Consider the following 14,613-nt stretch of genomic DNA (forward strand, 5'->3'; position numbering starts at 1 on the left):
ACCCTCATGGGATGAATCCACGGGTTTATCTTGGGTGGACGTGGTGAGTCTTGTTAGAATGCCCGCTGCTTCTTCTACCATCGGCAGTGCCTACACCATGCTACAACCTGACTATTTTGACCCCGCAGCGCCTGATACTGTTTCTGTTGACAGCCCTGCTGTTAATAGCGCACAGACACCATCCGAGCATCACGCCGCTAAACAGAAGCGTGAATTTAATAAGCTACAAAAGCGCTTACGGCGAGAGGTTGGCAACGCCATCATTGATTATCAAATGATTGGTGAAGGTGACAAGGTGATGGTGTGCCTGTCTGGCGGCAAAGATAGCTATACGATGCTGGAGATACTGCTTAACCTGCAGCGCAACGCGCCGGTTAATTTCTCTCTGGTCGCCGTCAATATGGATCAAAAACAGCCAGGCTTCCCGGAGCATGTGTTGCCCCAATACCTAGATAAAATGGGGGTTGAATACCACATTCTAGAGCGTGACACCTACTCGGTGGTGAAAGAGAAAACCCCGGAAGGAAAAACGACCTGCGCGCTCTGCTCACGACTAAGACGTGGCTCTCTTTATGGGTTTGCCGAGGAAATTGGGGCTACGAAAATTGCCCTAGGGCATCATCGTGAAGATATTTTAGAAACGTTATTTCTTAACATGTTCTTTGGTGGCACTTTGAAAGCAATGCCTCCCAAGCTTTTATCTGACGATGGCAAGAATATTGTCATTCGCCCCCTTGCCTACTGCAAAGAGGCTGATATTGCAGAGTTTGCTCGGCTAATGGAATTCCCGATTATTCCCTGCAACTTATGTGGCTCTCAGCCCAATCTCCAGCGTCAAGTTGTCAAAGATATGTTGGCTGAGTGGGATAAAAAACATCCAGGACGTCTAGAGAGCATGTTTAAAGCGGTGACCAATGTAGCGCCTTCCCAGCTAGCAGACCGCCGTTTATTTGACTTTGCTGGCCTTGAAGCCAAACAAGCGGCGTTGATGGAAGGGCGTATTCAGGCGCTTAGCGTGGACTAGCCGACTGTTCTTCCTCTTCAGTTAGCGTGATGAGGCGCCGCATATCTAAAATATTAACCTCGCGCCCTGAAACAGCCACCACCTCTTGCTGTTGAAAGCGGCTAAGAATACGGCTGACCGTCTCTACCGCCAAGCCTAAGTAATTGCCGATGTCGGCGCGGGACATGGAGAGTCTGAAGCTATAAGGCGAGTATCCACGTCGACGAAAACGGTCTGAAAGGGTGACTAAAAAGCTGGCTAGTCGTTGATCGGCCGTCTTACGCGATAGCAAGCGCATCATGCGCCGGTCATCCCGCAATTCTTTGCTCATGCTCCGATAAAGCTGGCCACGTAGTTCGGGCAGTTCTTCGGAAAGCAGGTCCAAGCGATCAAATGGAATTTCACATACCGTTGTGGTTTCCAGTGCAATGACGCTACCGGGGTAGTGCTCTTCATCAATTCCGTCCAATCCCACTAGTTCGCTGGGAAGGTAGAAATTTGTCAGCTGATCATTGCCGTTCCCTTCGCTGGTCACCTGTTTCAGGCTGCCTGAGCGGACGGCATACACACTGGTGAAGTGATCGCCCTGGCGAAACAGGGGCTCGCCTTTTTTGAGCGGTGCGCGGCGGCGAATGATGGCATCAAACTGGCCCATATCCTCAAGCTCTAAGGCAAGCGGCAGACACAGCGAGCTTAGGCTACAGGTCTGACAGCGCGCCTCTTGCAGTAGTGAGCGTCGTTGGCTGGCGGGGTGTGGCATATCATTCTCCCTTTCTCGTTAGCCATCATAGGCCCAGAGGCAAGACGTCTCAACAAGCTTATACAATCTTAGAGTAGCGCTGAGTCGGCTGGTCAGCTATGCGAGCATCAAAGGCCATCGCCAAATGGCGAATCAGCAGCCGCCCAGTGGGGGTGGCGCTAATAACTTGCCGATGGCGAGTGATTAAACCGTCTTGCTCAGCTGTCTTCAATTGCTCAATTGCGGTGGAAAAATAATCACTAGCATCGATGTGCCAACGCCTTCCAACTGCCGCTAGATCAATGTGCATGTCGCACATTAGCCGTTCAATCACGTCTCTTCGTATTAGGTCATCCTTATTTAACCTTAATCCTTTGACGGTTGCCAGCTTACCTTGATCTAAGGCTGCTTCATATTGGCCAAGCTGAGTCGGGTTTTGTGCGTAAACGTCGTCAACCCGTGATATAGCGGATACGCCTAAGCCAACTAAATCGCACTGTGCATGGCTAGAGTAGCCCTGAAAATTGCGTTGTAAGGTGCCGTTGCGCTGTGCAATCGCTAGGCTATCGTCAGGTCGTGCAAAGTGATCCATGCCAATATGCACATAGCCTGCATTAGTCAGCATTTCTATGGTGGTATGCAAAATAGCCAGCTTTTCATCAGCGCTGGGAAGGTCCGTTTCGTTAATGCGTCGCTGTGGCGCAAAGCGGGTGGGCATGTGCGCATAATTAAATACCGACAGCCGTGCGGGGTTGAGTTCGATGACTTGGTTTAGCGTCTCGGCAAAGCTTTTTTCGGTTTGAAATGGCAGCCCATAAATCAAATCAAGATTGAGTGAGCGAAAACCAAGACGGTGAGCTTCTTCCATTAACGTTTCGGTGAGTACCCGGGGTTGTACGCGGTTGATAGCTTTTTGTACCTGCAGGTTTAAATCCTGTACGCCAAGGCTTAGTCGATTAAAGCCGAGAGATTGTAGGTGGCGCAAAGTAAATACGTCTGCTTCGCGAGGGTCTATTTCAATAGCGTAATCGCGATCGGCTGAGCTAGATAAACCAAAACGGGCATCTAGGCGATCAATCAGGTCTCCCATCTGTGCCAAGGTTAGAAATGTGGGCGTACCACCTCCCCAGTGTAACTGTTGCACCGGGCGTGAAGTGTCTAAATGGCGGGCAGTGAGCACCATTTCCCGATCTAGCCGAGAAAGGTAAGGTTCCGCAAGGGCGGTATTCTTCGTTGCGATTTTATTGCAAGCACAGTAGAAGCAAATTTTTCGACAAAAGGGCACATGCACATATAGGGATAGCGGACGGTGGCTCTCGTTACTGCGCGCTAGCGCCTGAGTAAAGTCATCGGCGCTGAACTGCTCATGAAACGCGAGAGCTGTTGGGTAGGATGTGTAACGTGGGCCACTTTTGTCATAGCGACGCAGTAGCGTTTCATCCCAGGCATTAGCCCCAGACACTTCCGTGTTGGTAGGTGAGAAGGCAGCAGTGGCATGAACGGGCATGGCGAGCGCTCCGAAGTGAGAAGTAAACAAAAGGAGTGACTGAGCGCCGTCGCTCAGTGTTCTCTCGGCATGCTACGTCGGTGTCACTTGGAATGCGTTGAGCTATATCAAACTATAGGAGGGTCTGACTAATGCGTTGTTAGGGAGATAAGCGTCCATAGTTGCCAAAGGGCGAAACTGATAATCGACAGTGCAGCGACGCTGCGAGTGGCAGGGTGGCGAATTAAATGGCTTAACTGCTGTGCTGCAAGTCCTGTTGCCAGCAGAGCGGGGAGTGTACCCAGTCCAAAAGCACCCATTAGCAGCGCGCCATCGAGTGGGTCTGCAATCGCTAAGCTCCAGGCTAGCATGGAGTAAACCAAACCACAGGGCAGCCAGCCCCACAGCGTCCCTAGGGCGAAGGCTTGAGGAAGATGCACGACAGGCATCAGGCGTCTACCTACTGGCTCTATATAACGCCAAAGGTGTCTTCCCACCGCTTCTACTTTCAGCAGTCCTTTCCACCAGTTGGCGATATAGAGCGCCATTAGGATGAGCATCAATGCGGCGAAAGCCTGCAGTGCAACACGTGCAGACGGTGAAAGTGAGATAAGTGTGCCAAGTGCAGCAACAATGGCACCCGCCACCATATAGCTGAGAATGCGTCCGGCGTTATAGCTAATCAGCAGCCCACCCATGCGGGCAGGGTGTCGCATGCTAGGCGGTACGGCAAAGGTCAGCGCGCTCATAATGCCGCCACACATGCCGATACAGTGGGCGCCGCCCATTAAGCCAAATACAAACGCGGCTAGCAGGGGCGGTAAATCAAGTCCCGTAGGATTCATGCAGGTGGCTCTTGGTTATCTTGAGAAGAAGAGCCACTTTTTTTACGCGCGGCACGCTGCTCGGGAGTCAGGTCATTCTCATCATCGTCGAATAGGATGCGGTGGGCTGGGCCTTCCAAATCGTCAAATTGGCCGTGTTTCACGGCCCAAAAAAACGCCCACACCGCGAGGCCCAGAAGAGTGAGTGAAAGGGGAATCAGTAAGTATAAAATCGTCATGCCATCACCGGTGTTGATAGGGCAATCTGAGGGGCGGGCGGCGTACGCCAGCGAGTGAGACGCAGCGCGTTACCTACCACAACCAGGGAGCTTAGCGACATGCCAATCGCAGCGAGCCAGGGGGGAATTAAGCCCATTGCTGCTAAAGGCAGTGCCGAAAAATTGTAGCAAACCGACCACAGCATATTTTGACGCATAATTCGGCGTGTGGCGCAGGAAATATCAATCGCCTCAAAAATACGCATTAGGCGTGGACTGAGCAGTATCGCGTCGGCGCGGGTCCGGGCAAGATCTGTGGCGCCATTCATAGCAATGGCAACGTCAGCGCCAGCCAATACCGGCACATCATTGATACCGTCACCGATCATCACGACACGCTCACCGCTGGCTTGTAACTCACGTAATCGCGCCAGCTTGCCCTCAGGCGATCTGCCAGCGTGCCACGTGGTAATATTGAGCTGTTCTGCCAAGCTTTCTACCGCTTCTTGCGTGTCACCAGAAAGTAGTTCTACTTTCAGTCCACGGGCTTGAAGTGCGGCAACGGTTTGAGCCGCATCTTCACGAACGCCATCGTGCAGCTTGAACCAGGCACGTGGTGCGTTGTTTTCACTGAGCAAAAGCCACTGGCCGGTGCCTGGCTGGGGCAGCGCGGTTGTCGTCGCAAAATCGGGTTTACCTAATCGCCATGTTGCGCCGTTCAAAGTGCCTTCTAGCCCGCTTCCGGTCACACTTTTGACGTTGCGTGCCTGCAGAGTGGCATCCCGAAATGGGCGAAAAGCCCTGGCAATGGGGTGTTCAGAGTGTGCCTCTAGCGCCGCTGCGATGGCTTGGGCACGCTCTTCACTGAGCGTCGTCTCGCTGTGGGCGAGATGCTGTTGGTCAATAGGATACGTTTGGGTTAGCTGCATTTCGCCGCGGGTCAGCGTACCGGTCTTATCAAAAATCACGCGGGTGACGTTGGAGAGTGATTCGATCGCGTCAGCACGTGTAATGAGTACGCCTCGCTGGCGCAATTGGCCATGTCCTGCTGTCAGCGCAGTAGGGGTGGCCAGTGCCAGTGCACAAGGGCAGGTGACTACTAATACCGAGAGTAGCACCCATAGCACACGAGACGGATCAATAAACCACCATGCTACAGTGACACACGCGGTAACGATCAGCAGCCGTAATACAAACAGGTGCGCCATACGCGCCGCCATCTGGGCAAGTCGTGGGCGACTTGCAAAGGCGCGATCGGTTAAATCGACAATACCGGCCACTCTGGCGCTATTGCCAGCATGGGTTACCTTTATGGTGAGCGGGTTTTCCATGTTTTGGCTGCCACCCACCACGCTTTCGCCTACCCGTCGAGTCACTGGCAAATACTCACCGGTCAGCATCGACTCATCAAGGCTGGATTCGCCGTCTTCGATAATGCCATCAGCGGGAACGCCATGACCGGGCTTGATGAGCACGCGGTCGCCTTCTTTAAGTTCACTGGCAGGCAGAATGCGTTCACTGCCATCAGCTTCAAGGCGAATAGCGGACACTGGCAAAACGCCGCTCAGCGCATTGCCACTGTGGCCGCTGCGCCGTCTGGCCCTACCTTCTACATAACGGCCAAATAGCAAGAAAAAGGTAAACATGGCGACCGAGTCGAAATAAACATCGCCAACGTTAAACAGCACTGCATAACTGCTCGCCAAATAGGCGCCGCCAATGGCTAGCGAGACCGGCACATCCATGCCAAGAACGCCGGTTTTTAGATCACGCAATGCGTTACGGAAAAAAGGTTGCGCTGAGAAAAATACCACGGGCGTGGCCAGGGCAAACGATAGCCAGTGAAACAGAGTGTAAAAGTCTTCGCTAAGCTCACCAGGCCCCGACACATAAATGGGAATGGAGAACATCATGACCTGCATCATCCCGACGGCCGCGACAATCAGGCGGCGCACATTCATGCGTTCTTCATGTTGCAAGCGCGTTTGGGCTTGGTCAGGTTCATAGGGCTGCGCATTGTAGCCAATGGCCGCTAGTTCAGCGAACAGCTGTGAGAGGTTGATGACGGCGGGGTCCCAGCTCACACGTAGGCGATGATGGGTAAGGTTGACCGCGCTAGAAGTAACGCCATCAAGTGCATTCAAACGGTGTTCAATGAGCCAGGCGCAGGCTGCACAGGTGATGCCGTCTATTGCGAGTGTGGCGCGTACTTGTCCTTCGTCACCCTCTGGGTGAACAAACTGCGCTTGTAGCCCTGGGTCATCAAATACCGACCAGGTTTCTGCTTTGGCAGCTTGGCGCTCGTCAGGGCGCTCTGGCATTTCTGTGCGATAGCGATAATAGCTTTCCAACCCGCCATCGACGATGGCATGGGCGACGGCTTCGCAACCTGGGCAGCATAGTGATTTGGATGTGTCGTCAATGTTAATTCGCCACGGTGCCCCTTCGGGCACCGGGTTGCCGCAGTGGTAGCAGCTAAGGGTGGTCGTGGTCATTCGTTCTCCGAGCGCCCGCCAGGTAGTAGTGCAATGGTGTTTTCGTCAGGAAAGCGTGCTTCTCCGATAAGGCGCCATTCTGATTCATCGCCTTGCTCTGGCTGCAGCTGTAGATACCAGCGATAGCGCAGATTGTCAGGTCCTTGAGTGATATAGCGACCTTCGCGCACATGCTCTAGTACAAACGACTGGTCACGATCGTCTTCGGTAGGAAAAATAAGATCTAGATAGAGCTTGTCTGGGCGAGCATCACCAGCAAGATCAACAACAATATCGCTGGTAAGCGGATCAATGCGTAACTCGGCACTTAAATTTAAAGTGCGCGCTTGCTCTTGCTTGGCGAATACCATGTTAATTGCTTTGCCGTGCTCGTAGTAATCTTCTTGTACCACCATACCGTCGTAGCTTTTGACCGACATAACCGCAAAGGTTGTGCTGACAATAATGGAGGAAAACAACAAGCCTAACAAAAACCATGGCCAGAACTGTTTGTACCAAGGCGTAATCGTAGGGTCTGACATAACGCATTTATCTCCTGGCGTTACCTAAGAAGCGGGCTTCACGCTCCTGACGGATTTGCTCATCTTGTTGTGCTTGTAGCACAAAAGTAATGGGGTGGCTGGGCTGGCTTAGATCTTGAGGGTTTGCCAGTACGGTGACGACCTGAATGCGAGATTCGCCTGCCGGCACGCTAATCGACGCGCTATCTAGCGTTAAGCTGGGAAGGCCTAACACACTGATTTGGTAAGTGTGTGGCTGGTTATCAAGGTTACGCACCGTGAGGCTGTAAACATTGCTGATTTGCCCTTCTCGGGTCATTTGATACAGCTGTGTGCGCTCACGCTCGGTGTCGAAACTAAGTGGAATGCGGTCGTTAACCGTCCAGGCAAACGCAACGACCATAATAATCAGCGCGGCAAAGTAGCTCAGCAGTCGAGGCCGTAAAATGTGGCTTTTCTTGCCTTCTAGCGCATTTTCCGTTGTATAGCGAATAAGCCCTTTGGGGTAGCCCATTTTGTCCATGACGCTGTCACAGGCATCAATGCAGGCTGCACAGGTAATGCACTCGTACTGGAGCCCATCACGAATATCAATGCCTGTTGGGCAAACCTGAACGCATAGCTCGCAGTCTACACAGTCGCCAAAGCCAGCTTCTCTCGCCTGAGTATGGCTAAGTGACTTCTTCCGCCGACCTCTTGGCTCGCCGCGTGCTTCGTCGTACGACACGATCAGTGTGTCGCGATCAAACATGACTGATTGGAAGCGCGCGTAGGGGCACATGTAAATGCACACCTGCTCGCGCAGCCAGCCTGCATTTAAATAGGTAAATACTAAAAAGAAGCCAACCCAAAAATAGGACCAGCCATGGGCTTCTAGCGTAGGCAGTTCCGTCACTAGCGTGCGGATGGGGGTGAAGTAACCCACAAAAGTGATGCCAGTAGCCAAAGAAATCAGTAACCAAGCGGAATGTTTAGCTCCTTTCCGCCACGCTTTGTCAGCATTCATTGGCTGCTTGTCTAGCTTAATACGGTGGTTTCTAGATCCCTCTATGCGGTGCTCAAGCCAAATAAATAAGAATGTCCAGACGCTTTGTGGGCAGGTATAGCCACACCAAACACGTCCAGCAAAAACAGTAATAAAAAATAGCCCAAAGGCACAGATAATAAGCAGCCACGAAAGTAATACGAACTCTTGGGGATAAAATGTGGCAGCAAAAATATGAAACTCTCGGCCTGGAAGGTCAAACCAGATAGCAGGGCGGTCGCCCCAGTTCAGCCATGGAAGCAGAAAAAAGCCCAGCATAAGCGCCCAGTTGGTGCTGCGCCTTACTTTCTGGAAGAGCCCTTTAATTTCGCGCACATAAATATGTCGGCGCTTAGCATACATGCTCTGAGTTGTACTTTCCCCAGGGGGATGGTGCCCAACGGGCGGCGGCGTAATATCTTGGCTAGGTATTTTTTCCATGGCGATGATCGCAGCTCACTAAGGCGGGAATGGGCGGCAGCATGGATATCGTGGCGTTAAACCTGCGACGCTAGATAACACAACTGTATGCCGTGTCGCTAAATAATAGTGTAACGGATAGAAAGGGTATCTGGACGGACGGTGGATGAAGAAAGGGTGCGGTATGAAACCGCACCCTCGTGATACTACCTACAAGCGGTTGCGACTAACTAAGCGATTAGTCGTTGAAGCGTAGGCTGTAGACATAAGCGGCTACTAGATGAACACGCTCTTCACCGATATAAGCCGCTTGTGCTGGCATGTGGCCGTTACGACCATTGCGCAGTGTTTGGCGGACAGAATCGGCAACGCTTTGTCCCGGTGCCAAATAGAGCCATACATCATCAGTAAGGTTAGGTGCGCCAAGCGCGGTATTTCCCGTTCCACTGGGTGTATGACATGCCGCGCACGCTGCTAGGAAAGTGCTTTCGCCACTGGCTGCACGGTCTGCATCATGCTCTTCGCCAGACATTGAGAGAACGTACTGAGTGAGGTTCTCAATGTTGTTCTCGCCAAGCTGCTGCCAGGCAGGCATTAATCCATTACGACCATTATTCAACGTCGTCATGATGTTTTCCGGCTCACCGCCATACAGCCAGTCGTCATCGGTGAGGTTCGGGAAGCCGTAACCACCTTGGGCGTTAGAGCCGTGACATACCGCACAGTTGTTCAGGAAAACACGCTCTGCTACCCGCATTGCTTCAGCGTCTTTTGCCAGTTCAGGAATAGGTATTTCCTGATACTGAGCAAAAATCGGTGTGAAGCGCTCTTCAGCACTCGCAACTTCTTCTTCCCACTGGCCTTCTTGGGACCAGCCCAAAATGCCTGCATAGTTACCTAGGCCTGGGTAAAGTACTAAGTAGCCCAAGGCAAAAATAACGGTGAGGATAAACAGCTTGAACCACCACTGGGGTAGTGCGTTGTCGTACTCTTCAATTCCGTCGGCCGCGTGGCCAGTGGTTTCTACATTGCCATCAGCGTCGGGCGTTTTATCGGTACGGCGGTTGGCAAATAATATCCAAACGGTTAGCGCGATGGTGCCCAACGTGATGACAATAATCCAGGCGCTCCAGAAGCTGGATAGGGAGTCACCCCATAAATTATTCATGTATTTTTATCTCCCCTGTCGTGGCGGGAATCCACTTCGTGCTCAGACGAAGCATGCTTGTCACGGGTTGGTTGCTTATCATCGTCATCGGCGAAAGGCAGGTTAGCAGCTTCGTCGAAGTCTGGTCTGCGTCGCTTGGAGTATGCCCACAGGCCAATGCCAATAAAAACGAAAATCAGTATCAGCGTGATAAGGCCGCTAAATGTTCCCATGTCCATAGCTTAACGAGTGCCCTCAAGCACGGTGCCTAACTGCTGCAAGTAGGCCACCAGTGCGGTAATTTCCTGGGTGCCGCGAACGTCTTCTGTCGCAGTGGCGATATCTTCGTCGGTATACGGCACACCTAATTGACGCAACGTGCGCATCTTGTCAGGAGTGGCGTCACCATCGAGGGTGTTTTCAAATAGCCAGGGGTAGGCTGGCATAATTGATTCGGGCACTACATCGCGGGGGTTGTAGAGGTGAGCACGATGCCAGTCGTCGCTATAACGGCCACCGACGCGGGCAAGGTCCGGCCCAGTGCGCTTGGACCCCCACAGGAAGTTGTGCTCATAGACCAGCTCCCCAGCCACGTTATAGTGGCCATAGCGTTCGGTTTCTGCCCTGAAGGGGCGAACCATCTGGGAGTGGCAGCCCACGCAGCCTTCACGGCGATAGATACCGCGACCTTCCAGCTCCAGTGCAGAGAGCGGCTCTAAGCCATCAACCGGCTCGGTGATCTTCTTTTGGAAGAAAAGTGGAACGATCTGAGCCAAGCCGGCGAAACTGATCACGACAAGGATCAATATGGCAAGTAGGCCAACGTTCTTTTCGATAATCTCGTGTTTCATTGGTCTCAACTTCCCCGTGTTAAGCGGCTTGCGGCGTTGGCTGGCTAAGGGTCTCACGACGCTTGACGGTCAAGTAAACGTTGAGCGCCATAATTAACATACCCGTAACCCAGAAAAGGCCGCCGATCAAGCGTACAAAGTAGCCTGGTGCGCTAGCTTCAACGGCTTCAATAAAGGTGTACATCAAGGTGCCATCAGCATTAATCGCCCGCCACATCAAGCCTTGCATAATACCGTTGACCCACATGGCGGCGATATACAACACAGTACCAATGGTGGCTAACCAGAAATGCACCGCAATTAGATTGACGGAGTACATCTCGGTACGCCCAAAGACCCGCGGGATCATATGGTACATTGAGCCAATGGTAATCATCGCTACCCAACCTAGTGCACCAGCGTGCACGTGACCAATGGTCCAGTCGGTGTAATGTGACAGCGCGTTGACGGTCTTAATGGCCATCATTGGCCCTTCAAACGTCGACATGCCGTAGAACGACAGCGCCACCACCAGGAAGCGAAGTGTTGGATCGGTGCGCAGTTTATGCCAAGCGCCAGACAGGGTCATCATGCCGTTGATCATACCGCCCCAGGAAGGTGCAAGCAGAATGATAGACATAATCATACCCAGCGACTGTACCCAGTCGGGCAGCGCTGTGTAGTGCAGGTGGTGCGGGCCGACCCACATGTAGATCATGATTAACGCCCAGAAGTGGACGATGGAGAGACGGTAGGAATAGATCGGGCGTTCAGCCTGTTTCGGCACGAAGTAGTACATCATGCCCAGGAAGCCTGCCGTAAGGAAGAAGCCGACCGCATTGTGGCCGTACCACCACTGCACCATCGCATCCACTGCTCCGGCGTAAACTGAGATAGAGTACATCGGGGTAACGGGGATCGCCGCGTTATTAACGATGTGCAGCACCGCAATGGTCAAAATAAACGCGGCGTAGAACCAGTTCGCCACATAAATATGAGACGTGGTGCGCTTTTTAATCGTCATTAGGAAGACGACGGCATAGCTGATCCATACGACCGCGAGCAAAATATTAATCGGCCACTCCAGCTCAGCGTACTCTTTGGTCGTGGTGTGACCCAGAGGTAGCGTCACGACTGCTGAGATAATGACTGCTTGCCAGCCCCAGAACGTAAAAGCCGCCAACTTGTCAGAGAAAAGCCGTGTCTGGCAGGTGCGCTGAACAACGTAGTACGACGTGGCAATGAGCGCCGAACCGCCAAAGGCGAAGATAACGGCATTGGTATGAAGAGGACGCAGGCGTCCAAAGCTAGTCCAAGGTAAGCCAAGGTTCAGTTGCGGCCAAACTAGCTGGGAGGCAAGGATAACGCCAAGCGTCATACCTACAATGCCCCACACAACGGTCATGATCGCGAACTGCCGAACTACCTTGTAGTTGTAGGTCGGGTGTTCCAGTGCTGTGTTCATTTCATGTTCCCATCGAACGCGGTTAGGGGGTAACCCGCAGCATTTTGCATTAGCATTTTGCCCGGGTGCGGCCACCCGCTTGATGATGCAGGTCAAGATCCGAGAGAGATTCTATCGCAGCCGCGCCCTAAGCTGAACACGCCAATAGAAGTAACACTGAATTATTAGGAGTTAATCTTGTCTTACTACGCGGGTTCTGGGTTCGTCGATATACACCCAGCAGCTTTAAACGATGCGTTAGCTAACCCCAGCGTACAGCGGTTTATAGTGACTGGGCACGGCCCGCTTTCGGTTTTAGGATCGCCTAAGGTGGGCCGAATACTACTTGCTCATGGCGCTGGGGCGGGTCATTGCTCTGTATTTATGCGGCAATTTGCCGCGACGTTAGCGGCGCAAGGCATGCAGGTGTTGGCAATTGATTTTCCCTACATGCAGCAGATTAACGAGCAGGGGAAGCGCCGTCCGCCACCCCCCATCAAGCAAACGGTGGCTAGCTTTGCCTCATGGTACGCGCTACTGACGCCTTTGAGCGATCAGCCCTTGTGGGTGGGCGGTAAATCGATGGGTGGGCGTGTTGCCACTTTATTTGCCAGTGAAATGCTCGCCAATGACGTGCATGGCCCTGGCGTTATTGTCGCAGGCTATCCATTTCATCCACCCAGAAAACCAGACAAAACCCGTTTGGAACATTTTCCCGCTATTCGTTGCCCCGTGCAGATTCTCCAGGGGGAACGAGATCCCTTTGGCAATGTAGATGAGGTTTCAGGCTATAACCTGCCTAATAATATTAACGTTGCTTGGCTTGCTGATGGCGATCATGATTTTAAACCTAGACGTGTTTCTGGATTAAATCAGCAAGTTTTGATTGACGAAGCGGCCATACTTGCGGCATCCTTCGTCCGCGCTCACCAAGCACGGTATGTGTGAGGAGTGGCAATACGCTGGTTTGAATCGAAAATTTGAACGCGCCGTGTTGACATCTCACTAAGTTCCTGTAGAATGCAGCGCCACGTGACCAGCGGGTGGTTAGCTCAGTTGGGAGAGCACCAGCCTTACAAGCTGGGGGTCACTGGTTCGAACCCAGTACCACCCACCATTTATTTGGTCGTTTGGAAACGTGAAGCAGTAGCAATTGATGCATTAAGTGGACCGGTAGTTCAGTTGGTTAGAATGCCGGCCTGTCACGCCGGAGGTCGCGAGTTCGAGTCTCGTCCGGTCCGCCACGATAACTTATCAAGTTGTACCATTTAAAGCACCATTGCTTTAAATGCCCTGGGTGGTTAGCTCAGTTGGGAGAGCACCAGCCTTACAAGCTGGGGGTCACTGGTTCGAACCCAGTACCACCCACCATTTATTTGGTCGTTTGGAAACGTGAAGCAGTAGCAATTGATGCATTAAGTGGACCGGTAGTTCAGTTGGTTAGAATGCCGGCCTGTCACGCCGGAGGTCGCGAGTTCGAGTCTCGTCCGGTCCGCCATCATCAGTTATTACCGCATAAAAGTTATCGCTATTCGGACCGGTAGTTCAGTTGGTTAGAATGCCGGCCTGTCACGCCGGAGGTCGCGAGTTCGAGTCTCGTCCGGTCCGCCACGATAACTTATCAAGTTGTACCATTTAAAGCACCATTGCTTTAAATGCCCTGGGTGGTTAGCTCAGTTGGGAGAGCACCAGCCTTACAAGCTGGGGGTCACTGGTTCGAACCCAGTACCACCCACCATTTAACTGAATGTTTTTAAGCGCCCCTGAACCGCTTTTAAATAGCTGGTTTTATGGTTAGAAATAAGTGCCTTAAAGTGGACCGGTAGTTCAGTCGGTTAGAATGCCGGCCTGTCACGCCGGAGGTCGCGAGTTCGAGTCTCGTCCGGTCCGCCATTTAAGCACTCATCGACTAAAAGCTTTAGTCGAACGAATTCTAAAAAAGCCCAGATCAATGATCTGGGCTTTTTGTTGCGTATAATTTATCTCTCTAGACTCATTCTCTAGCGCCATAACGTGCAGCCATAAAGCTGCACGATAATATTAGGCGATAGCGCTTACCCCCGCTTTGGCGATCTGTACGTCCTGGTCAGGCTTTACGCCTGAGATGCCGACAGCACCCACGACGTTGCCATCGACGATGATAGGAACACCACCTGACAGCAGGCCTTGCAGCGGCGCAGAAACAAATGCCGTGCGCCCACCGTTAATCATCTCTTCAAACACTTGGGTCTCTTTACGGCCTAGTGCTGCACTGCGCGCTTTATGTGTTGCCACATCGGCACTGAAGGGCGCAGCACCGTCTAAGCGGCGCAGAGCGAGTAGATGCCCGCCATCATCCGTTACGGCAATGGTGACTGGCCAGCCGTTGTTATCGGCTTCTTTTTGAGCAGCATCTAGTACCTGAATGACATCGGCTTGGCCGAGAACAGCTTTGCTTTGCATCAAACTTTCCTTTTGATCAAGGGGAGTAAAGTGCCGCGCTA

At 52.5% G+C, this 14,613-nt stretch carries 14 protein-coding genes and 7 tRNA genes; 9 read left to right on the forward strand and 12 right to left on the reverse strand.

From position 1 onward, the window contains the following. Nucleotides 1-58: 58 nt before the first annotated feature. Nucleotides 59-1,024, forward strand: a complete 966-nt coding sequence (gene ttcA, locus INT21_RS10460) for a tRNA 2-thiocytidine(32) synthetase TtcA (RefSeq protein WP_193068621.1) — start codon at nt 59-61, stop codon at nt 1,022-1,024. Here ttcA and fnr read toward each other — a convergent pair. The 11 genes from fnr to ccoN form a co-directional block, all read right to left on the reverse strand. After that, the gene (gene fnr, locus INT21_RS10465; protein WP_193061847.1) at nt 1,011-1,763 is read right to left on the reverse strand and encodes a fumarate/nitrate reduction transcriptional regulator Fnr; all 753 of its coding nucleotides are present in this window, start codon (nt 1,761-1,763) and stop codon (nt 1,011-1,013) included. The two genes, ttcA and fnr, sit on opposite strands and share 14 nt — an antisense overlap. Nucleotides 1,764-1,821: 58 nt before the next feature. Next, nucleotides 1,822-3,249, reverse strand: coding sequence for an oxygen-independent coproporphyrinogen III oxidase (hemN, locus tag INT21_RS10470; protein WP_193068617.1), 1,428 nt, complete (start codon nt 3,247-3,249; stop codon nt 1,822-1,824). Between the two features lie 128 nt (nt 3,250-3,377). Further along, nucleotides 3,378-4,073, reverse strand: coding sequence for a sulfite exporter TauE/SafE family protein (locus tag INT21_RS10475; protein WP_193085171.1), 696 nt, complete (start codon nt 4,071-4,073; stop codon nt 3,378-3,380). Further along, a complete protein-coding gene (ccoS, locus tag INT21_RS10480) occupies nt 4,070-4,291 on the reverse strand; it encodes a cbb3-type cytochrome oxidase assembly protein CcoS (protein ID WP_193061844.1) in 222 nt (73 codons plus the stop codon). The genes INT21_RS10475 and ccoS overlap by 4 nt, the downstream gene beginning before the upstream one ends. Further along, nucleotides 4,288-6,765 (reverse strand): heavy metal translocating P-type ATPase, encoded by a 2,478-nt coding sequence (locus tag INT21_RS10485; RefSeq protein WP_193061843.1) that lies wholly within the window; start codon nt 6,763-6,765, stop codon nt 4,288-4,290. The genes ccoS and INT21_RS10485 overlap by 4 nt, the downstream gene beginning before the upstream one ends. Next, complete coding sequence (locus INT21_RS10490) at nt 6,762-7,286, reverse strand: FixH family protein (RefSeq protein ID WP_193061842.1); 525 nt, start codon at nt 7,284-7,286, stop codon at nt 6,762-6,764. Before INT21_RS10490 ends, INT21_RS10485 begins: the two co-directional genes overlap by 4 nt. A 7-nt stretch (nt 7,287-7,293) precedes the next feature. After that, the gene (gene ccoG / locus INT21_RS10495) at nt 7,294-8,730 is read right to left on the reverse strand and encodes a cytochrome c oxidase accessory protein CcoG (protein WP_193061841.1); all 1,437 of its coding nucleotides are present in this window, start codon (nt 8,728-8,730) and stop codon (nt 7,294-7,296) included. A 217-nt stretch (nt 8,731-8,947) separates the two neighbouring features. Then, entirely contained in the window at nt 8,948-9,877 is a 930-nt protein-coding gene (gene ccoP / locus INT21_RS10500; RefSeq protein ID WP_193061840.1) for a cytochrome-c oxidase, cbb3-type subunit III, read from the reverse strand. Next, complete coding sequence (locus INT21_RS10505) at nt 9,874-10,095, reverse strand: cbb3-type cytochrome oxidase subunit 3 (protein ID WP_193061839.1); 222 nt, start codon at nt 10,093-10,095, stop codon at nt 9,874-9,876. Before INT21_RS10505 ends, ccoP begins: the two co-directional genes overlap by 4 nt. 3 nt (nt 10,096-10,098) lie before the next feature. Beyond that, a complete protein-coding gene (gene ccoO, locus INT21_RS10510; protein ID WP_193061838.1) occupies nt 10,099-10,707 on the reverse strand; it encodes a cytochrome-c oxidase, cbb3-type subunit II in 609 nt (202 codons plus the stop codon). A gap of 19 nt (nt 10,708-10,726) precedes the next feature. Further along, a complete protein-coding gene (gene ccoN / locus INT21_RS10515; protein WP_193061837.1) occupies nt 10,727-12,151 on the reverse strand; it encodes a cytochrome-c oxidase, cbb3-type subunit I in 1,425 nt (474 codons plus the stop codon). 177 nt (nt 12,152-12,328) lie between these two features. On the opposite strand from ccoN, the gene INT21_RS10520 reads away from it, so the two are divergent. From INT21_RS10520 to INT21_RS10555, 8 genes are all read left to right on the forward strand, one after another. Continuing rightward, nucleotides 12,329-13,078: an alpha/beta fold hydrolase gene (locus INT21_RS10520; RefSeq protein ID WP_193061836.1), complete on the forward strand. Its 750-nt coding sequence runs from the start codon at nt 12,329-12,331 to the stop codon at nt 13,076-13,078. A 93-nt stretch (nt 13,079-13,171) separates the two neighbouring features. Continuing rightward, nucleotides 13,172-13,247 (forward strand) — tRNA-Val (locus tag INT21_RS10525). Nucleotides 13,248-13,297: 50 nt separating this feature from the next. After that, a tRNA-Asp gene (locus INT21_RS10530) sits at nt 13,298-13,374 on the forward strand. 51 nt (nt 13,375-13,425) lie between these two features. Then, nucleotides 13,426-13,501, forward strand: a tRNA-Val gene (locus INT21_RS10535). Between the two features lie 50 nt (nt 13,502-13,551). Continuing rightward, nucleotides 13,552-13,628, forward strand: a tRNA-Asp gene (locus INT21_RS10540). Between the two features lie 36 nt (nt 13,629-13,664). Next, a tRNA-Asp gene (locus INT21_RS10545) sits at nt 13,665-13,741 on the forward strand. Between the two features lie 51 nt (nt 13,742-13,792). Continuing rightward, a tRNA-Val gene (locus INT21_RS10550) sits at nt 13,793-13,868 on the forward strand. Nucleotides 13,869-13,946: 78 nt separating this feature from the next. Continuing rightward, nucleotides 13,947-14,023 (forward strand) — tRNA-Asp (locus INT21_RS10555). Between the two features lie 147 nt (nt 14,024-14,170). On the opposite strand, the gene INT21_RS10560 is transcribed toward INT21_RS10555, so the two are convergent. Next, entirely contained in the window at nt 14,171-14,572 is a 402-nt protein-coding gene (locus INT21_RS10560) for a GlcG/HbpS family heme-binding protein (RefSeq protein WP_125751197.1), read from the reverse strand. Between the last annotated feature and the right edge of the window lie 41 nt (nt 14,573-14,613).

Source organism: Halomonas sp. 3F2F (assembly GCF_014897805.1).
Classification (GTDB): Bacteria; Pseudomonadota; Gammaproteobacteria; order Pseudomonadales; family Halomonadaceae; genus Vreelandella.